The 19,759-nt window shown below is 40.7% G+C and carries 15 protein-coding genes; 6 read left to right on the top strand and 9 right to left on the bottom strand.

All coding sequences use genetic code 11. The features are described 5' to 3' along the window. Positions 1-22: 22 nt before the first annotated feature. Positions 23-712 carry a Crp/Fnr family transcriptional regulator gene (locus BLR53_RS02840; protein WP_074586959.1) on the bottom strand — a complete coding sequence of 230 codons (690 nt, stop codon included), beginning with the start codon at positions 710-712 and terminating at the stop codon, positions 23-25. A 222-nt stretch (positions 713-934) separates the two neighbouring features. Here BLR53_RS02840 and BLR53_RS02845 point away from each other — a divergent pair, with 222 nt between their 5' ends. After that, on the top strand, positions 935-2,218 hold the full coding sequence (locus tag BLR53_RS02845; RefSeq protein ID WP_074586961.1) for a chloride channel protein: 1,284 nt from the start codon (positions 935-937) through the stop codon (positions 2,216-2,218). Positions 2,219-2,298: 80 nt separating this feature from the next. Continuing rightward, the gene (locus tag BLR53_RS02850) at positions 2,299-3,186 is read left to right on the top strand and encodes a dienelactone hydrolase family protein (RefSeq protein WP_074586963.1); all 888 of its coding nucleotides are present in this window, start codon (positions 2,299-2,301) and stop codon (positions 3,184-3,186) included. 120 nt (positions 3,187-3,306) lie between these two features. Here the strand turns inward: BLR53_RS02850 and BLR53_RS02855 are convergent, their stop codons facing one another. From BLR53_RS02855 to BLR53_RS02865, 3 genes are read right to left on the bottom strand one after another with little or no spacing between them, the layout of a single operon-like run. Next, positions 3,307-6,537, bottom strand: a complete 3,231-nt coding sequence (locus BLR53_RS02855) for an error-prone DNA polymerase (RefSeq protein WP_074586965.1) — start codon at positions 6,535-6,537, stop codon at positions 3,307-3,309. 10 nt (positions 6,538-6,547) lie between these two features. Next, entirely contained in the window at positions 6,548-8,047 is a 1,500-nt protein-coding gene (locus tag BLR53_RS02860; RefSeq protein ID WP_037442943.1) for a Y-family DNA polymerase, read from the bottom strand. Position 8,048: 1 nt separating this feature from the next. Beyond that, positions 8,049-8,780, bottom strand: coding sequence for an ImuA family protein (locus BLR53_RS02865; RefSeq protein WP_037442945.1), 732 nt, complete (start codon positions 8,778-8,780; stop codon positions 8,049-8,051). A 73-nt stretch (positions 8,781-8,853) separates the two neighbouring features. Here BLR53_RS02865 and BLR53_RS02870 point away from each other — a divergent pair, with 73 nt between their 5' ends. Beyond that, complete coding sequence (locus BLR53_RS02870; RefSeq protein ID WP_037442947.1) at positions 8,854-9,657, top strand: XRE family transcriptional regulator; 804 nt, start codon at positions 8,854-8,856, stop codon at positions 9,655-9,657. Positions 9,658-9,735: 78 nt separating this feature from the next. On the opposite strand, the gene BLR53_RS02875 is transcribed toward BLR53_RS02870, so the two are convergent. From BLR53_RS02875 to BLR53_RS02890, 4 genes are all read right to left on the bottom strand, one after another. Next, entirely contained in the window at positions 9,736-11,169 is a 1,434-nt protein-coding gene (locus BLR53_RS02875; RefSeq protein WP_074586967.1) for a TolC family protein, read from the bottom strand. Continuing rightward, on the bottom strand, positions 11,162-14,329 hold the full coding sequence (locus tag BLR53_RS02880) for an efflux RND transporter permease subunit (RefSeq protein WP_037440042.1): 3,168 nt from the start codon (positions 14,327-14,329) through the stop codon (positions 11,162-11,164). The genes BLR53_RS02875 and BLR53_RS02880 overlap by 8 nt, the downstream gene beginning before the upstream one ends. Positions 14,330-14,387: 58 nt before the next feature. Next, positions 14,388-15,470 (bottom strand): efflux RND transporter periplasmic adaptor subunit, encoded by a 1,083-nt coding sequence (locus BLR53_RS02885; RefSeq protein ID WP_074586970.1) that lies wholly within the window; start codon positions 15,468-15,470, stop codon positions 14,388-14,390. Between the two features lie 90 nt (positions 15,471-15,560). After that, positions 15,561-15,959, bottom strand: a complete 399-nt coding sequence (locus BLR53_RS02890; RefSeq protein WP_037440046.1) for a hypothetical protein — start codon at positions 15,957-15,959, stop codon at positions 15,561-15,563. Positions 15,960-16,104: 145 nt separating this feature from the next. Between BLR53_RS02890 and BLR53_RS02895 the strand changes: the two genes are divergently transcribed. Further along, on the top strand, positions 16,105-16,581 hold the full coding sequence (locus BLR53_RS02895) for a DinB family protein (RefSeq protein WP_074586975.1): 477 nt from the start codon (positions 16,105-16,107) through the stop codon (positions 16,579-16,581). A 53-nt stretch (positions 16,582-16,634) separates the two neighbouring features. On the opposite strand, the gene BLR53_RS02900 is transcribed toward BLR53_RS02895, so the two are convergent. Continuing rightward, positions 16,635-17,612, bottom strand: a complete 978-nt coding sequence (locus BLR53_RS02900; protein WP_074586979.1) for a helix-turn-helix transcriptional regulator — start codon at positions 17,610-17,612, stop codon at positions 16,635-16,637. A gap of 210 nt (positions 17,613-17,822) precedes the next feature. Here BLR53_RS02900 and BLR53_RS02905 point away from each other — a divergent pair, with 210 nt between their 5' ends. Beyond that, the gene (locus BLR53_RS02905) at positions 17,823-18,401 is read left to right on the top strand and encodes a hypothetical protein (RefSeq protein ID WP_074586982.1); all 579 of its coding nucleotides are present in this window, start codon (positions 17,823-17,825) and stop codon (positions 18,399-18,401) included. A 272-nt stretch (positions 18,402-18,673) separates the two neighbouring features. Then, complete coding sequence (locus tag BLR53_RS02910; protein ID WP_037440054.1) at positions 18,674-19,756, top strand: HlyD family secretion protein; 1,083 nt, start codon at positions 18,674-18,676, stop codon at positions 19,754-19,756. The last annotated feature ends 3 nt before the right edge of the window (positions 19,757-19,759 follow it).

Raw genomic sequence — 19,759 nt, forward strand, 5'->3', positions numbered from 1 at the left:
ACATGACTTTATTAACCTTTGGTTAATGTTGAATCCTGGACATGTCAAAGGCGCTGCCATTATTTATGGCTATAGTTTTACCAGAAATTACAATTATATTTTCCGCAAAAAGCTCATTGATGGCTCGGAATAAGGACTCATATGAGGCCCCTATGAATGCGGCGAGGTCTTGTCTGCTTAATTCAATATTGATAAATCCTTCTTTGTTAACACCGAACTGTTCCTGCAATGAGAGTAAAGCCTGAGCGACCCTCCCCTTTACACTCATATGTGCAAGGTTTCGCATCCGTCTTTCAGACTCCTGGAGCTCACTGGCAAAGAAAAGCATGAGCTGGATAACGAATGCATTGTTCACATTCATGGTGCTTTCTAAAAAATCCATTTCAATAAAACAGACAATAGCTTCTTCGATTGCAGTGGCCGAAACAGGGTAGTACCCAGAACCACCTAAGCCCAAATGTCCCAGAACATCTCCTTGTTTTGCGAAACGAACGATGAGTTCCTTTTCATCATCCCATTTTTTATGGATCTTCACAGTTCCACTATAGACAAAATAAATTCCTTTAACAGGATCTCCCTCTTTGAATACTTGCTGACCTTTATTCAGTTTTAAATTCTTCTTGTTTACATCTATTGCAGGTTTCCAATCCTTTAGACAGAATCTGCACAAAAAGCAGGTATTCAGATCGCATTTATTTTTCCCTTTTATCATCCTGTTTACAGTCTTAACTGTGTTAATAAGCCTTGTGGCAATATTACCAATAATCTTTATTATTCTTCAACTACGGCAATCTAACTAACTGCCCGTGTATAAATACTGCCATTTACATTGCGCATGCAATACAAAATAAGATAATTTACAAACATAAATACAATTATATATTACATTTGCAATGTTAAATCATACAAATAAAACGACACACTACCTTTTAAAATGAAATACTCTACTTCCAAACGGATTTTCACATTACAGGATACAGTTAAAAACCCGCTGAAATTTAATCCCTTTGTCTACAATAAAAATTTCCTCTTATGGACCTTACTCGGTATTATCGGGGGTATTATAGCCGGCGGTTACTGGATTGTGCTTGAACATTCCACTGCTCTTCTAGCTATTGTTCAGGGAATTTATGTTATTCCACTGATGACTATAGCAGGCTTAATAGCAGGTATAGTTATCCATAAACTCGGTGATCCGGGCGAAATCGATTTGATGGTAGACAATATCCATTTTAAGGGTGGACGACTGGATCCGAAAAATAACCCTTCCATGATCCTTTCTTCTTTAATTTGTATTTCTGCAGGTGGTAGTTTAGGCCCAGAGGCTCCCCTCGTGCAAGTTGTCGGTTCTACCGGCACCTATATTGCGAGAAAACTAGGTTTTAAGGGAGAGGATATACGCTCAATTACGATCGCTGGAATGGCCTCTGCTTTTACTGCCCTTTTTGGAGCACCGCTGGGTGGAAGCCTGTTCGCTTTAGAAATTTTAGATCACAGACATGTAACTAAATATTACAAAGCTTTTATGCCCGCCTTAGTAGCCAGCTGTGCGAGCTACCTGGTCTTTATATTAATTACACAGCTCAATCTCGGCCCCACCTGGAACTTCCCGGCTTACAAAGATCCAAAAGTTAGCGACATCTTTTATGCGGTCGGCTATTCGTTGGCTGGTGCGGCTACAGGGTGGATTTTCATCGCGTTTGTCAAGAATTTCAAACTGGTTTTCAAAAGTATTAAATTAGCTGTTTACTATAAGTTAGCTATCGGAGGCTTCTTCCTGGGGACCATAGCTTATTGTATTCCACTTACACGATATTTTGGACATGACCAGCTCTCCCAGGTTCTGACCGGTAATTTTACGATAGGGTTCTTAATAGTCTTACTACTGCTGAAGCTGGTTGCCATTGCAATTACAGTAACTTCCGGCTGGCGTGGTGGCTTCATAATCCCGTTACTCTTTGCAGGCACTGTTTTGGGATTAATTATTTACCAGGTTTTCCCTGGGCAAAATCTTACTTTGATAGCGGTATGCTGTATGGCGGCTTTAAATGCCTGCGTTACACGTACACCTGTGAGCATTATAATTCTACTCGCCACAATGACTGGCTTCCAAAATATTGCTCCCATTATATTTGCCAGTTTAACGGGGTATTTTCTCTCCCCTAAATCACCATTAATCAGCGCTCAGCTAGGGATAGAGAAAGTAACTATCGGTTAGTAAACGTAGCGAGACTGTTACACGCTGACTGACAGGCCTTTGTCATGAATGATTATTTTTGAATACTAAGCCTGTGAAATATGAGCAAAATAAATAATAATGACATCAGTCAGGAAGTTTTTGATTTGTATGATGACTATGCACACAATCGGCTTGACCGGCGTAGCTTTATGCAGAAACTTTCTATTTATGCTGTTGGAGGATTAACAGTGCCGGCATTAATGAGTTTCCTGATGCCCGATTATTCAGGGAATGTACAAATTCAGCCTGGCGATCCGCGTTTGAAATCGGACTTTATTAATTACCCTTCGCCAAAAGGCGGCGGATCTATTAAAGGCCTGCTCTCTAAACCAAAGGATTCCAAAAAGAAATTAGGAGGCATTATAGTCGTTCATGAAAACCGTGGTCTAAATCCTTACATTGAAGACGTGGGAAGAAGAGCTGCACTAGCAGGATTTATTTCATTGGCTCCGGACGCCCTTACTCCTTTGGGTGGTTATCCCGGGAATGACGACGAAGGTCGTACTATGCAGAGTAAACGGGATAAAGGTGAAATGGAAGAAGATTTCATTGCTGCATTTAATTATCTGAAAAATCATAAAGATTGCAATGGTAAAGTTGGCGTAGTAGGTTTTTGTTTTGGAGGTGGTATATCCAATATGATGGCCACTCGTATACCGGATCTGGCTGCTGCAGTCCCGTACTATGGAGGGCAGCCGTATATTGCCGATGTGCCTAAAATAAACTCCCCGCTGATGCTTCATTATGCTTCTTTGGATACAAGAATAACAGAAGGCTGGCCTCCTTATGAAGCAGCTTTAAAACAGAACGGTAAAAAATATCAGGCATTTATCTATGAAAATGTAAATCACGGTTTCCATAATGACACAACGCCACGTTATGATAAGGCTGCTGCAGAACTTTCATGGAAACGTACAATCGATTTCTTTAGTGAAAATCTGGCATAAAGATAAAACTTGTTAATGCGCTGGCTTTGAATTAAGATAATTAGAAGCCAGCGCATAATAATCCACATTTACCCACTTATTTACTTTTAACTGTAGTGGAGAATAATGCTTATTGCGCTTCTATTTGAAATCCCGCGCAGCTGGAAATATTTCTCCCTGGATTACCTTACTAACTGATGATTTTTTATTTTTCCCACGATAAATACCGTTATCTTCTTCACTGGCACAGGATATGGTCTGCAGCAACGAATCTTCTTCCTTAACAGTACCCAGATCTGTTAATAATGCTGACATATCGTAACAATGTTTAACGACCACATGAGTTACTTGCCCTTCTCTCTGCAGCTTCCCTTCTACCATTAGCAATTTAGACCTGACAATTTCTTTCCGGTACTTTTCAAATAATTTCTTAAAAACAACAAGGTTCGCAGTACCTGTTTCATCTTCAATAGTAATAAAGCAGATACCATTCGCTGTTCCGGGTCTTTGCCTGATTAGAACAAGCCCGGCAATTCTTACCAGGGTTCCATCTGGCCAAAGCTGAAGCTCCCGGGCCGATAGAATACCGCCTGTAAATAATTGTTTACGCACAAAGCCAACCGGATGAGCCTTCAGTGAAAGAGAGGTTGTACTATAATCCTGCAGCACATGTTCCGAAGCTGACATTTTCGGCAAATTAACAGGTTGTTCAGCAGCGCTCTCAGAGGGCTGTCCCTGAAACATGCCTACAGGCCTGTCATTTAGAGACGAGATCTCCCATAAGGCCTGACGCCTGTCCAGGCCTATTGAACGGAAAGCATCTGCATCAGCTAATTTCTCTAGTGCTATGATCGAAATTCCTGTGTCCAGTAATGTGTGAATGTGTTTATAGGATGGATATCTCCCTCCAACCAATACCCTCATTTCTCCCTCTTTTAGTCCTTTTACCTGACGAAACCCAAGTCTGACTTTATAATATTTACCATTACGTTCTTCCAGCGTATTATCCCAGTCAGAAAAATTAATATCGACCGGCAACATTTCCACACCGTGTTTCTGTGCGTCAATAACGATCTGCGCAGGTTGATAGAAGCCCATAGGCATGCTGTTAAGCAGCGATGCGGCAAAAATATCAGGATAATGACATTTAATCCAGGAAGATATATAGACCAGTAAGGCAAAACTTGCTGCATGACTTTCCGGGAAACCATAACTACCAAATCCTTCCAACTGCTTAAATACCCTTTTTGCAAACTCTTCCTCATAGCCATTTGCAACCATTCCTCCTACCAGCTTTTCTTTATACTGGCTAACCAGGCCTTTCGCTTTAAATGTTGCCATACTGCGCCGTAAACCATCTGCTTCTGCAGGAGTAAAGCCTGCAGCTACAATAGCTATTTCCATTGCCTGCTCCTGAAATAAAGGAACTCCACATGTCCGGTCCAGAATGCTCTTCAACTCTTCTTTAGGGTACTCAATCGGCTCTTCCTTATTCCGCCTCCGCAGATAAGGATGTACCATATCGCCCTGAATAGGTCCTGGTCTCACAATTGCAACTTCAATCACCAGATCATAGAATTTTTCCGGTCTTAACCTGGGCAGCATAGACATCTGCGCCCGGCTCTCAATCTGGAATACGCCTATAGTATCTGCATTGCTAATCATTTCATAGACTGCCTTATCACCCTGTGGAACGTTAGCTAAAGTGAGTTCAAGATTGTAATGCTCCTCTGCAAGGTCAAATGCTTTCCGGATGCAGGTAAGCATTCCCAAAGCCAGGACATCTACTTTCAGAAATCCAAGGGCCTCTATATCATCCTTATTCCACTCTATATTGGTCCGGTCTTCCATTCTTGCATTCAAGATCGGGCAGAGATCGGACAGTTTATCCCTTGTAATCACGAAACCACCGGTATGCTGTCCAAGCTGACGGGGAAACCCAATATATTCTTCGGTCAGCTGCAGCACCTTCATCAGATGTTTATCATTAGAATCAAACCCCTCACTGGAACCTGATTTTCCCTCCAGCCATTCTGGTGTAAGTTCATACCTGGATTTGGACAACCGGTCAACAGCATCTGCAGATAATCCCATAGCCTTGCCGACATCACGTACTGCACCTTTCCAATGTACCTGCGTTACCGTTGCAACAATACCAGCACGGTCCCTCCCATATTTATTATAGATATACTGCATAACCTCTTCACGACGTTCGTGTTCAAAATCCACGTCAATATCAGGCGGTTCATCCCGGGCATCTGACATAAAACGGGCAAATAATAATTTGAACTCCCTCGGGTTAACCGAAGTAATACCCAGACAGTAGCAGACCACAGAATTGGCTGCCGAACCCCGACCCTGGCAAAGAATGCGTTGTTCCCTCGCAAACCGGACATAATCATAGACTGTGAGAAAATAAGAGGCGTAATTTTTCCGCTCCATAAATTCCAGTTCCATATTTATCGTTTTACGGATGTCTTCTGGTATTTCGTCTCCAAAATGTTCTTTAGCTCCCTTCCAGGTCAGTTCGACAAGCTCCTGCTGCGGAGAACGGCCGTCACTGGTAATTTCTTCGGGATATATATATTCCAGCGTATCCAGCGAAAACGTACATACCTCCGTAATCTTTTGGGTAAGTGTTATAGCATCTGGATATTGACGAAACAAACGGATCATTTCATGGACAGGTTTCATATACCTTTCTGCATTCTGAAACAAACGTAATCCCGCAGTGTAGATCGTACATTTTTCCCGGATACAGGTCAGGATATCCTGCAGTTCCCTACGCCCCCTGTTATGATAGTGAATGTCATTTGTAGCCACCATAGGTATGTCAAACTGCCTGGAAAGCAACGAAACACGAAACAGCCTTTTACTGTCATCGCTTTGGTAAGACCGGATTGCAGCTATATAAAGCTCTTTTCCGAACATCTGTTTATATTCCTGAAGTGCTGATTTAAAATCTGTATCAAAATCAAATTGAGTATTCAGCGTATCTGGTGGTAATAAAATAAATTGAATGCCTGCTGCATATTTATATACATCGGCTTTGTATAAATGACACTGGCCTTTTTCCGCGCGCATATTACCTTCAGTTAGCAAGCCTGAAAGGCGGCCATACGCATCCCTGTCTTTTGGATAGGCCAATAAACTGGGACCATCCAAAAGATTCAGGCGACATGCAGGAATAAAACGGATACCTTTCGCTTTTGCGGCAACATGTCCCCTCACAATACCGGCCAATGTATTGTGATCTGTAATGGCAATAGCAGTATAACCTAATGCTGCTGCTTGCTCCACTACTTCTTCGGGATGCGATCCTCCGCGCAGAAAACTGAAATTAGTCGTAACCTGTAATTCTGTATAGTGCATATTGTTCTGTTTAAGCAAAAAAGCCGTGAACAAACCATTCCGGCTTGTCCTCACCATAATTCCCCAGTCTGAAAAGCCAATAACGGGCCCCTGTATCATCTTCTACACAATAATAATCCCTATGTAAACCCTGCTCCAGCCACCATTCCTGTTCTATACGCTCCGGGCCGTCTGCCTTGCGTACCTTATGCACTTTTCCTTTATAGCGAAATAACATGGGTGGATAATCGGGTATAGGTGCAGTAACCTCAATTCGTTCTGGAAGTGGCAGCAAGCAAACCGGCCTGGGCAAGTCTGTTCTCCAGATCAGTGGATTTTTCTCCTGTAAAGAAGCAGCAAGCCTGACAGACCGCTCCGGCCAGTGGTGTTCATCTGGCAGATACCGGTGTATGGCATTAATTCCGACCCTCACACCGATCCGGTCCAGCAGATTCATGACTACCTTATTTGCGGAACCTTTTGTAATATTCCAAAGCGTTTCCTGTTCCATTGAAAGTATCTCCACAACAGGGGCTTCCAGCAGAAATAACTCCAGACCTAATCCGGGTCTGATCGTGTTTATTTTCAGTTCGAAAAGTTTAAATAAGTGTGAGACATTCCGGGTCGGATGATTGGTGCCAATTTCAATCTGCTGCATTTTACCATCAACACGGCAGCCTTTAAAAATTGCCTTACGAAGCCCCTTACCTTCCTGTAACAGGCGTATGCAAAGGGCTTCCAAAAGATCTTTCAATGCAATTTCAATTCCAGCTGCGGTACGGATCGGCTCCAGAGACGGAAGTCGTTCCTGATAAGGCTGGACGGGCCGGATAGGCTGTATTGTTTCTTCAACTTCTCCTAATGCCTGTGCTAACTTTTCCAATAATATCGGGCCAAAGCGCCTTTTAAGTGCATTATGAGGCATGCTGACGAAACTTCTGATCTGATAAAATCCTAATTTATGCATCCGCTCCAGCACATTGGTATCAAGCCTTAATGCAACAGGTGGTAATGGTAATAAGGCTTCTGCCTGCATACCCGGCTCTATAATAGCAGTAAGACGGCCATACCTGGCAATAGCCCAACAGGCACCTATAGTATCAGCTATTGCCGCACGTACCTGATATCCGAAGCTCTTAAGTTTGGCTATGATCTCTTTGAGATACTGCCGTTCTCCCCCCCAAAGATGGGCGCATCCACTTATGTCCAGAATCAGACCATCCGAAGTATCTAATGCCACTATTGGCGTATAACGGATACACCATTCTGCCAATTCATTTAATAGTTTATCTTTTCTTGAGGTTTCCTCATTAAATACCTGTAGCGATGGTAATATCGCTCTCGCATCTGCAACCACCATGCCTGGTTCGATACCCAATACTCCGGCAGCAGGACTGGCAGCTTTAATGATTACACGACCGCGATCCGGAGCAACCAGAACAAACGGTTCATCTTGCAGCCCGGGATTATGACGGACGAACCAGTCTGTCATCAAATGATGAAACCAGATATTTATAAATCGCTTTCCCATATCAGGCTGTTCTTCCAAATGGTATTTCAACCACCGGATTAGGTTTATCTAGATTGCGGAACTGACCAGATGACCATTCAAGTTCCCATATTCCGGGTTTACCATTCCGGATCTTCAGCAACTCTACGCTCCACCGCGGATAACCTACACCAGGCATGCCTTCTTCCATAATACTGGCAAGGGAAGTAATTTTCCAGCGAGCAACAGCAGTTGTATGATTGATTTTCAGAGGATTAAAGCAGTGCATCAGTCCTGTTACTTTACTTTGCTCTACAGCAAGCTGAAGGCGGCGGGATTCCGTGAAAGTGATTCCGTTTAGCTCTCCTACCACAACTGAAACTGCATCACACTTTAAGGCCTCTTCTATAGTCCATAACACATCTTTTTCTCTAATAAGATCTATAAAAATGACCTGGTCTGGATCTATACCAAAGATCTTTAAAGCTGGCGCAAACACTGTTCTTCTGGCACCGATCCAAAGACAGATGCCTGTCTGCCCCACAAGTCTCCCTAACAGACCAGCCATAAATCCAGTTGTAGCTGCAGCATGCTCTGCTGCCGGACTCAAAAATTCGTGTATTGCACCTGTTGGAAAAACACTGTTGGGAAATGCCATTTCTAAAGCACCTAGCCCAGTATTTACACCCTGGGCTGCGGTCTCCCTGAATCCTTGCATTGACAGAATTTGTTTTTGCAGTTTTTCGATAATCTCACCTTTATTCGCCGGTCCCATAATAATTAAAATTAAATAGTTACATTTGACATTATTAATGGCAAATGTTTGACACCAATAATAACAATACAAAATGAATGATCAAAAAGTTTTTTTTGGAAGTAATATAAAATTCATGCGTGAGCGCACAAAAATGAGCCAGGAGGATCTGGCTGGTGAATTAAAAATCAAACGCTCTAAACTCAGTGCAATTGAAAATGGCCAGACAAAATTACCTTCGGCTGAAGACATCATTAATTTCTCAGCATACTTTAAAATCAGTATTGACAGCTTATTCAAAATAGATCTTTCCAAGTTAGGGGGATTGAAAATGCGGGAACTGGAAGCCGGAAATGATGTATATATAAATGGAAGCCAGATTCGGGTTCTTGCTATTTCAGTGGATAAAAACAATAAAGAGAATATGGAGTATGTGCCGGTCAAAGCAAAAGCCGGCTATCGTGCCGGCTTTAATGATCCAGAATATATTGCTGCTTTACCTAAATTTAACCTGCCTTCATTACCCGAAGGAAAGACCTTCCGTATGTTCCCTACTACAGGAGATTCTATGCTTCCTTTTCCCGATGGCTGTGAAATTGTATGCCAGTATCTTGAAGACTGGGAAAGTCTAAAAATACAGACACTATGTATCGTAATTTTAAAAGGTGAACAGGATTTTGTTTTTAAACAGGTTACGTTACAACCCGATGGTTTGCTGATGGAATCTTATAATAGCCTTTATAAACCTTATGTCGTACCGGTTTCAGAAGTATTGGAAATATGGCAATATTACAGTTACCATACCATTGAGATTCCAGAATCGAAGGACATACAAAACATAGCCGCACTCCTAAAAGAAATGCAGTCCGACATCAGAATCATTAAAACTAACCTTTAAGATATCACAAAGTTAAACAGCATAAAAAAACAGCCGAACAATTTCTTGCCCGGCTGTCAACTCAAACCTAACCTAATTCTATTTCCAACCGCCACCTAAATCGCGGTAAACATTTACTACAGCATTCAGCTGTTCTTTTTTCGTTTCTATCAGTTCTAATTTAGACTCTAATGCGTCACGCTGAGTCATGAGTACTTCGAAGTAGTCTGCCCTTGCAGATTTAAACAGATCATTTGACACCTCAATAGATTTGTTTAATGCATTTACTTGCTGTGATTTCAGACCATAACTTTTCTCCAGGTTACTTATTTTGGAAAGCTGATTGGATACTTCCAGGTAAGCATTTAAGATGATCCGCTCATAATTATACATCGCCTGAAGCTGTTTCGCATTGGCACTGTTAAACTCTGCTTTGATCGCATTCCGGTTAATGAGAGGCCCGGCAAGATCCCCTGCCAATGAATAAAGCACGGACTCAGGAAACCTGAAAAGATAAGATGGTTTGAATGCCTGCAACCCTACTGCTGCAGAAATATCCAGAGATGGATAAAATTCTGCACGAGCGACTTTCAGGTCCAGTTTCGCAGCTGTAAGCTCCAGTTCCGCCTGCTTAATATCTGGTCGGTTCGCCAGCAATTGTGAAGGAATACCCGAATTAACGGCCGAAGGTAGTAAATCCAGAAAACTACTTTTATCCCTTTTAATCGGTTCAGGATAGCGGCCAAGTAAAAGATTTATTTTATTCTCTGTTTCCCGGATTTGCTGAAGGATATCAAATTCCAGGCTTCTGGATGCTAATACCTCTGCCTGAAACTTTTGAACAGCCAGTTCAGTTGTTCTTGCAGCTTCTTTCTGGACCTTTACTATTTCGAGTGCATTTTTCTGCAGCTCTATGTTCTGCTTTACAATCTCTAACTGACTATCCAGCGCCATCAATTCATAATAGGAATTAGCGACTTCGGCTATAAGGTTTGTCAACACGAAGTTTTTCCCTTCAATACTGGATAGATACCTGCTCACTGCAGCTTTTTTTGAGTTCCGTAGTTTCTTCCAGATATCCACTTCCCAGTTTGCGTATGCTGAAAGTGATAAATCTGTGAGTGGATCCGGAACTTCCTTGCCAGGTGCAATATCTGTACTGGCATCGCCCGCACCCTGACTGGTATATCTCCCCACTTTTTCAACACCGGTGCCTACTCTTGCACCTACTGTTGGCAGGAGTGCTCCTTTCCTGATACGAATTTCATTCTTAGCAATTTCAATTTCCTGAAGGGTAACCATCAGTTCCTGGTTATTTTTCAACGCCGTATCAATTAGAGCAACCAGATTCTGATCTTTAAAAAAAGACTTCCAGGGCATGTTTGAGACATTCACTGTATCTTTTGTATTGCCGTAAAATTCAGGCACAGCTTTACTAGCTGGTAAAGTTGCAATGGCCGGCGCCTTACAGCCTGCGGCCGCTGCGCTAATACCTATCGCAAGTATATATCGGTTTAAATGGCTTTTATACATTATGATCGATTTCTTCGGTTAATGGATTCTCTTCTTCATCTTTAACAAAACTGTGTTTCTCTGCAATTCGGCCGAATATATAATACAACCCAGGAATAACAAGCACACCGAAAATAGTACCTAGCAGCATACCTCCGGCAGCGGCAGAACCGATAGTCCTGTTACCTATTCTGCCCGGTCCTGAAGCAAAAACTAAAGGAATTAGACCTGCTATAAAAGCAAAAGATGTCATCAAAATCGGACGAAACCTAACCGCAGCTCCTTCCATCGCAGCCTGCAGTACTGTTGCTCCGTCGCGATGTTTCTGAATAGCAAATTCAACGATTAGCACTGCATTTTTTCCCAACAGACCGATGAGCATAACCAGTGCTACCTGTGCATAAATATTGTTTTCGAGCCCAAATAACTTCAGCAGGAAAAATGCGCCAAAAATACCTGCAGGAAGAGAAAGAATAACCGATAAGGGCAGGATAAAGCTTTCATATTGCGCAGCTAGAATAAGATAAACGAACCCCAGACAGATCATGAATATATAAATAGCTTCATTTCCTCTGGACACTTCATCTTTGGAAATCCCGGCCCAATCTATACCGTACCCTCTTGGTAAGGTTTTCTGAGCTACTTCTGTAATTGCATTTATAGCTGCACCACTACTATAGCCAGGTGCCGATGAACCGCTGATTTCAGAGGCATTATACATATTATGCCGGGTAATTTCAGACAAGCCATATACTTTTTCCATCTTCATAAAGGCAGAGAATGGAACCATCTCATCACGGTTATTTTTAACATACAGTTTCAGTATATCTTCCGGTAAAGCACGGTATTGCGGCAATGCCTGAACCATGACTTTATATTGCCTGTCGAATTTGATGAAATTGGTTTCATAATTACTACCGACCAGTGTAGATAGTGTATTCATCGCATTTTCAATAGTCACACCCTTCTGCTGGGCAATATCATTATCTACCCGCAGCATATATTGAGGAAAGCTGGCACTATAAAAGGTAAAAACTGAAGACAGCTCCGGACGTTTGCTCAATTCTTTCACAAAATCTTTACTGACTGTTTCCATCTTCTTGAAATCACCGGATCCTGCTTTATCCAGCAAACGTAACTCAAACCCACCTGCGGCTCCATAGCCAGGGACAGCTGGTGGCTGAAAGAATTCTATAGAAGCACCGGTAATTTCTGAAGATTTTTCTTCGAGGTCTTTCATAACCTCTTCTACAGAATGTTTACGTTCATCCCAGCTCTTCAGATTAATCAGACAGGTTCCAGAGTTGGAGCCGGTTCCTTCTGTCAAAATCTCATAACCAGCCAAAGATGAAACAGATTGTACACCTTCAACACCCTCTGCTATTTTCTGCAGTCTTTCTGCAATTTGGTTAGTCCTTTCCAGTGACGAACCCGGAGGGGTCTGAATAATCGCATAGAACATCCCCTGATCTTCATTCGGAATAAAACCAGATGGCAAGCTATTATTCAAGAAATAGATGCCGGTACAGAAAGCAATCAACAGACCAAAAGTTACAGCCCTGCGGTTAACGATAATGCCAAGTACTTTCTGATATTTCCCTGAAAGACGGTTAAAACCATTGTTAAATCCATCAAGAAATTTATCCAGCCCTACTTTCTCTTTTTTCTTACCATGGTTATTCTTAAGCAGCATCGCACATAATGCCGGTGTAAGCGTTAGTGCTACAATACCGGAAAGAATAATAGCTGTAGCCATTGTGATGGAGAACTGCCGGTAGAATATACCCACTGGCCCAGACATGAAAGCGACAGGGATAAATACTGCTGCCATTAAAAATGTAATCGCAATGATGGCCCCGCTAATCTCATGCATAGCTTTTTTAGTCGCCTTAAGTGGTGAAAGGTGTTCTCCCTCCATCTTGGCATGCACCGCTTCAATCACAACAATGGCATCATCTACGACAACCCCAATAGCGAGCACCAGTGCAAATAAAGTAATGAGGTTAAGTGTAATTCCAAAGAACTGCATAAACACGAATGTTCCGATTAGTGATACCGGTACAGCAATAGCAGGAATTAACGTAGACCGCCAATCTCCCAGAAACAGGAAGACTACTAATCCAACCAAAAAGAATGCTTCTACCAATGTGTGAATTACCTTTTCTATCGAAGCATCGAGAAATTTAGAAACGTCATAACTGATCTCATAATCCATACCTTTTGGAAAAGAGCTTTTCTTGATCTCATCCATTCTGGCTTTAATATCCTTGATAACCTGACTGGCATTACTGCCATAAGACTGTTTCACAGTGATAGCGGCTGAAGGATTTCCGTTCAAATTGGAATAAATATCATACATAGAACTACCAAATTCCACTGTTGCAACATCTTTTAACCTTAGAATTTCGCCATTAGGGTTAGAACGAAGGATAATATTTTCATATCCGTCTTTTGTTGTAAACCTGCCTGGATACTTCAATACATATTCAAAAGACTGAGAACGTTTCCCAGAGCTTTCCCCTGTTTTACCCGGGGAAGCCTCCAGACTCTGCTGATTAAGTGCTTCAAGTACTTCGTCAGCAGAAATTTTATAGGCTAGCATACGGTCTGGTTTGAGCCATACACGCATTGCATATTCACGGTTACCCAGGATATCGGCAACACCGACACCGTCTACTCTTCGCAATTCAGGTAAGATATTGATGTCGGCAAAATTGAACAGAAACTTCTGATCCATTTTGGAATCCTTGCTGTACAGGTTAATGTACATCAGCATATTAGACTCCTCACGGGTAATTTTCACACCTTCACGTACAACAAGCGGCGGGAGTTTATTTACTACCGATGCTACCCTGTTCTGTATGTTTACTGAGGCCTGATTTGGATCAGTACCCAGATTAAAGACAACCTGGATAGAAGCCTCGCCATCGTTCCCGGCATCAGAAGCCATATATTTCATGCCCGGCACGCCATTAATTGCTCTTTCTAATGGTATGATAACGGATTTAATCATGAGCTCACCATTTGCTCCGGGATATTCTGCGGTGATATTCACCTTTGGTGGTGAAATGGAAGGGAACTGTGTGACCGGCAGATGGGTCATAGCCAGAATCCCCAGAAAAACTATAATGAGTGATATCACTATAGAAAGGACCGGCCTTTGTATAAACTTGTTAAACATTTGATTTTCTTTTAAGATGGAACGGAACTGTATTTAAATAATACTTCAGTTTAACCGGTTATTCTGCTTTTAAGCGTAAATGAGAAATAACTTGCTGGGGCGCCAGGTATTGGTAATGAATTTTTTCATCATCCTTTACTTTCTGTACGCCGTCTAAAAGGATTTTATCACCTATAGTAATACCATCTCCTATTACATAAAGATCCGGCATTTCACTGTTCACGGTAATATTCCTTGACCGTACCTTATCATTCTTGTCTAAGACATAGACATATTTCTTGTCCTGAATCTCATAAGTAGCCTTCTGGGGGATAACCAAAGCATTATGAAGAGGAACAACCATTTGAATTTTACCGGTTTGCCCATTTTTAAGGAGCCTGTCGGCATTTGGGAACCTCGCCCTGAAAGCAATGTTTCCAGTTTCGCTATTAAATTCACTTTCTATAATCTCCACATTTCCCTTATGCGGCAAAAGCTGATTATTTGCCAGTAACAGGCTCACTTTATTCTCGCCACGATCTTTGACGTTGGTCTGATAGTCCAGATATTCTGGCTCCGAAACGTTAAAGTAGGCAAACATCTGGCTGTTGTCTGAAAGGCTGGACAGTAATTCGCCCTCATCTATAAGACTTCCCAATTTAAGTGGAATACGGTCAATCGTGCCATCAAATGGTGCTCTGATCTCTGTAAACGACAAATGAACCTTAGCTAATGAAACTTCTGCCCGTGCCTGCTCCAGTTTTGCCTGAGCCATTGCCTGTTCATTTTTAGAAACTACATTTTTATCTGCAAGGGTCTTCGCATTTTGCAGCTCTATCTCAGCAGCTCTGGCTTCGGCCTGTGTCTTTTGCAGTTCTGCCTCATAAAGTTTAGGCATAATGCGAAACAAAACCTGCCCTGCTTTTACAAATTGGCCTTCATCTACATAAATATTCTGCAAATAACCCTTTTCTTGTGCCCTGATTTCGATGTTCCTTACCGATTTGATTTGTGAAACATACTCTTTAGTATAGGAAGTATCTATTTTGACCGGGCTGGTCACTGTAAACTTACTTTCTTCTTTTTTTTCTTCTTTTTTGGATGTACAGCTGGAAAGGTACAACAGGGCAGCAAAGCCCGTTAACACGACTATTCTCTTCATGGTATAAAATGGAAATGAGCGATTGAATGGATTGGAATGCCTGTGAAAAATAAATTCCTCACAGCATCAATAACTAATTAGTATTGTTGCTCAGATCCTTAGTACCCTTTGTGTAATATAAAGTGGCGAAGATTGTATGTAAGATTGTTGAAGGGCTTTAAAAGGCTCTTCATATTCATTAGAGATGAACTGTTTATATAGTGTTACATACCATTTATTAAGTAGACTGTACTTACCGGATAAGAATTTATAACTATCTGCTGCATCCTTAACATCGTCGCCATGAAGAGATTCATCTTCCAGATCGACTTCAGAATTTTCAATGATACTAGAATCCTGATCTGCACTTTTAAATTTTACATGATGACTTTTTGAGTGCGTATGTCCAGGAAGCCCGTTTGAAGAATGAGGTTGTGTATTTGCATAAAGATCATACCCCCCGCCTAGCAGCAGAAAAAACAGAGATACAAAAAAGACTAATACTCTCATCGGGTGGCCAAAAGTAATGAAAGATTGAAATAAAAAAAATAAATATCAATTTGATTAAATAAAAGATAGCTAAACTGATGCTGACAAACAGTTGTCACCAGGCCTTTTTACTTTTGATGTGTAAACCATAAAAAGATACAATATTATGAATACTATCGCGCAAGTAATCAGTCCGGAAGATTTATTAAAACATTGGCAGGGACACCGGAACCTGACCCGAAGGGTAATTGAAGCATTTCCTGAAAAAGAATTCTTTGAATTTTCAATTGGTGGAATGAGATCATTTTCAGCATTAACATCCGAGCTTCTGGCTATAGGTGGGCCCGCACTTAAGGCTATTGTAGAACGTAAGGAAAGGCCTTATCAGGAAAGTTCCGAAAACCTGGAAAGCAAATCTGATTATCTCCAAAAATGGGATGAAGAAACAGATGAAATTAATAAATACTGGAGTAAGCTGACAATTGGAGATTTTAGTCAGACATTCAACCTGTTCGGTCAGTATAATTCTCCAATCGTTGAAAATATACTTTATTTTATAGATAATGAAATCCATCACCGCGGACAAGGATACGTTTATCTGAGAGCCTTAGGTATCGAACCACCTCATTTCTGGGAAAGATAATTAGTACCGGGCTCCATAAGTATTTATTTGAAAGATCATTAGTCTTCTTCGGATTAAGTACTTGTGGAGTCCTTCTTTATATCAGACTGCATTTTATCCAGTAGCGCTGAAACTCTTGTCTTTAAACGTTCGGGCTCTAAGATAATGGCATAATCTCCAAACATCAGAAACCAACGCGCAAAACCATTTTCTAAATCCGGTGAAAGAAAAGTCATTTCTATATTTGACCCAATTATCTGCTCGGATACAAGGCCGTGATATTTTTTCTCGTATTCAAGATATTTCGCTATCTTTTTATCAACCAATATCCGCACTTTAGTAGTCGGACAGATTGATTTATCCTTTTTTAAATATGTTTCGAGTGGCTGATGTACGATGGTAAATGGTATTTCTGTTGTATAAATCTCCTGAATCCTATCTGCCCGAAACTGCCTGTAATCATTACGCAGATGACAATACCCCAGCGTATACCAGTTATTGTTATCATGAAAAACTCCTACAGGTTCTATAGTTCTTTCAATAGTTTCTTCTGCATCGGCCGTTTTATACTGCAAGATAACCTGGCTCTTCTCAGCGATGCTTTTAAAAAGCAAAGCTAAAGTATTGGGCGATTTTTCGTTAAACAATTGGGATGCAGGTTGCATCAGGACATTGGATTCGATACTGGAAACCCAATCTTTATCTGAGTTGTGCAAAACGGCTTTCAACTTGAAAGTCGCTGATGCATAGTGACTGCCAAGCTCTTTATCGATAAATTTTTGCATCAGTTTCTCAGCAGCAATAAAACTACTGGCCTCTTCACGTGTAAACATAACGGGAGGTAAACGGTAGCCTTCCAGCAGAGAGTAACCAATTCCAGCCTCACTGTACAATGGAACGCCTGATGCTTCCAAAGTTCTAATATCCCGGTAAATTGTACGCAAACTAACCTCAAACCGTTCCGCTAACTCATGTGCTTTAACAATTCTTTTAGATTGTAATTGAATAAGGATCGCTATAATTCTATCGAAGCGCTTTGGCGTTTCATTCATCTTTTAGATATTTTGTCAAATATAAGTTAAAGATCGAACGAACGCTCCCACTGCCGGTTTAATTGCCTGCCAAGCCAGATACAGCAGACAAATGACCTGAATTTTTAACATTGATTATATATTATTGTATTTTACGTTGACGATATAATTCTAAGTAAAAAACAGGAAATATCCTTTTAATAATCTGAAAGCACCACTTATCAAGCATGCATGATAAAATCAATATTTACTCTTTTATTAGTCACTGTATTTATATCCTGTGGATACCGGAAACATATGACCAAAGCTGATTATTCCCTTTATAACCCTGATTTTGAACTAGTAAACACCTCTCCATTAAGAACTGATGGTGTATATGTCCTGGTAAAAATCTGGACCAATCAAAACGGAGGTACTGAAAGAGTTGCAACTGAACGAAAAATCTATAAGTTTTACCCAGGCGGACAAGTAAACCTGATTTTAGATCCGGAACACAAACTCACCACTTGTGAAGCTTACGTCCAGGCATTTAACGAACGGATCGAAGAAAGCAAGAAAAAAGGAAGCGCGACTTTGTTTGAAGGTTACTATAAGATTGAAAACGATAAGATGGTTTTGCAACGCTGGGTAACACCAAGGAAACAGTTTTCTTATGATTATTTCCTTCTTGAAAAAGATGATATCATCATCGGGATTTCTTCCACCATAAATGGTAAAGGTCAGATTGCAGCTAAATATTTCACAGAATATTATAAAGCTTACTATAGTTTTATTCCTACTGAGGATAATTACTCAATACCCAACTGGTGAATAAAACCGATTATAAAACTGTATAGTTTTTCAAAAAACTATATACTCCTTCAGCATTTTGCAAAAAAATCTATCAAAACACTAGTTTAAAAACACCAATTAATTCTCCGCAATTTAAAACGCAGGCTTTCCTCAACTTACTGAAAAACAGACAAGTATAGTCAATAAATATTTTTTATCTGTTGTAACATCAAATATTGTTTAATAGCTAAATTTAGTAATTGGCAGTATTTTTGTTTTAATTTTCAGTATCTAATTGATCTGTATATCCTGTGAAAACGCGCATAATCTACCTAGGAGTATTAGTATTTATTGTTTTAATTCTGTTCCTGTTACCCATTGTCAGGGTTCCAATCTCCGTATCTTCCAGAGGTATTATCCGACCTGAACAAGAGAACACGAAAGTGGTTTCACTCGTGAGTGGAAAAGTTGTAAAAAGTAAAATAATAAATAACAACCAGTTAGTTAAAAAGAACGACACCCTCCTTGTCATTATTTCTGATGAACTTGTTAATCAGGAAAATCACCATAACCGGTTATTGAGTGACTACTCCAGCCAATACTCAGATTTAACCAAACTGGTTAGCAAGCAATATACGGGGTTAACTACCGGTCAATATCAAAAAGAGCTGTCAGCAATGCTAGAAAAGCTAGCAGAAATTGAGACACAACGTAAGCTCTCTGGCAAAGAGCTGCAAAGGAATAAACATCTTTTTCAGCAGGGTGTGATCCCGGAAGCTGAATATGAGAAAAGCCTGTTTAACTATGAGCAGCTGGTTGTTCAGAAGAGATCTATTGAACAGCAACAACTCGCACAATGGCAGGCGCAGAAATTTGATATTCAGAGGAACCTTAATTCTGTAAATACAGATCTGAGAGGTGTGAATATTGAAATTAATAATTATATAATTAAGTCACCCGTTAATGGCCGTTTGGTAAATTATTCTGGTGTAAAACAAGGTAACTATTTACTGCAGGGTCAGGAAATAGTAGAAATATCTCCTGAAGACAAAATAATTGCCGAATGTATGGTCTCCCCTTCCAATATCGGATTTATTAAAAAAGGACAAAAAGTCAAATTTCAGATAGACACCTATAATTACAACCAATGGGGAATGGTTGATGGTGATGTTTTTGATGTCGACAAAAATATCGTTTCAAATTCTCAGACAGGTGAGCATTTCTTCAAGGTCAGGTGTACTATAGACAAAGATTTTCTGGAACTAAAAAATGGATATAAAGGAAATATAACCAAGGGGCAGACTTTTACCGCTAGATTCTATCTGATCGACCGTACGCTCTGGCAGTTATTATTTGATAAAGTAGATGATTGGTTTAACCCCAAAATAATATAAGAA

It is taken from the genome of Pedobacter antarcticus (assembly GCF_900103515.1).
Classification (GTDB): Bacteria; Bacteroidota; Bacteroidia; order Sphingobacteriales; family Sphingobacteriaceae; genus Pedobacter; species Pedobacter antarcticus.

Coding starts and splice junctions, on each gene's coding strand:
- BLR53_RS02880 (WP_037440042.1), bottom strand. CDS start 14,329: ATGTTTAACAAGTTTATACAAAGGCCGGTCCTTTCTATAGTGATATCA.
- BLR53_RS02860 (WP_037442943.1), bottom strand. CDS start 8,047: ATGGGAAAGCGATTTATAAATATCTGGTTTCATCATTTGATGACAGAC.
- BLR53_RS02900 (WP_074586979.1), bottom strand. CDS start 17,612: ATGAATGAAACGCCAAAGCGCTTCGATAGAATTATAGCGATCCTTATT.
- BLR53_RS02885 (WP_074586970.1), bottom strand. CDS start 15,470: ATGAAGAGAATAGTCGTGTTAACGGGCTTTGCTGCCCTGTTGTACCTT.
- BLR53_RS02890 (WP_037440046.1), bottom strand. CDS start 15,959: ATGAGAGTATTAGTCTTTTTTGTATCTCTGTTTTTTCTGCTGCTAGGC.
- BLR53_RS02895 (WP_074586975.1), top strand. CDS start 16,105: ATGAATACTATCGCGCAAGTAATCAGTCCGGAAGATTTATTAAAACAT.
- BLR53_RS02865 (WP_037442945.1), bottom strand. CDS start 8,780: ATGGGACCGGCGAATAAAGGTGAGATTATCGAAAAACTGCAAAAACAA.
- BLR53_RS02850 (WP_074586963.1), top strand. CDS start 2,299: ATGAGCAAAATAAATAATAATGACATCAGTCAGGAAGTTTTTGATTTG.
- BLR53_RS02905 (WP_074586982.1), top strand. CDS start 17,823: ATGATAAAATCAATATTTACTCTTTTATTAGTCACTGTATTTATATCC.
- BLR53_RS02870 (WP_037442947.1), top strand. CDS start 8,854: ATGAATGATCAAAAAGTTTTTTTTGGAAGTAATATAAAATTCATGCGT.
- BLR53_RS02875 (WP_074586967.1), bottom strand. CDS start 11,169: ATGTATAAAAGCCATTTAAACCGATATATACTTGCGATAGGTATTAGC.
- BLR53_RS02855 (WP_074586965.1), bottom strand. CDS start 6,537: ATGCACTATACAGAATTACAGGTTACGACTAATTTCAGTTTTCTGCGC.
- BLR53_RS02840 (WP_074586959.1), bottom strand. CDS start 712: ATGATAAAAGGGAAAAATAAATGCGATCTGAATACCTGCTTTTTGTGC.
- BLR53_RS02845 (WP_074586961.1), top strand. CDS start 935: ATGAAATACTCTACTTCCAAACGGATTTTCACATTACAGGATACAGTT.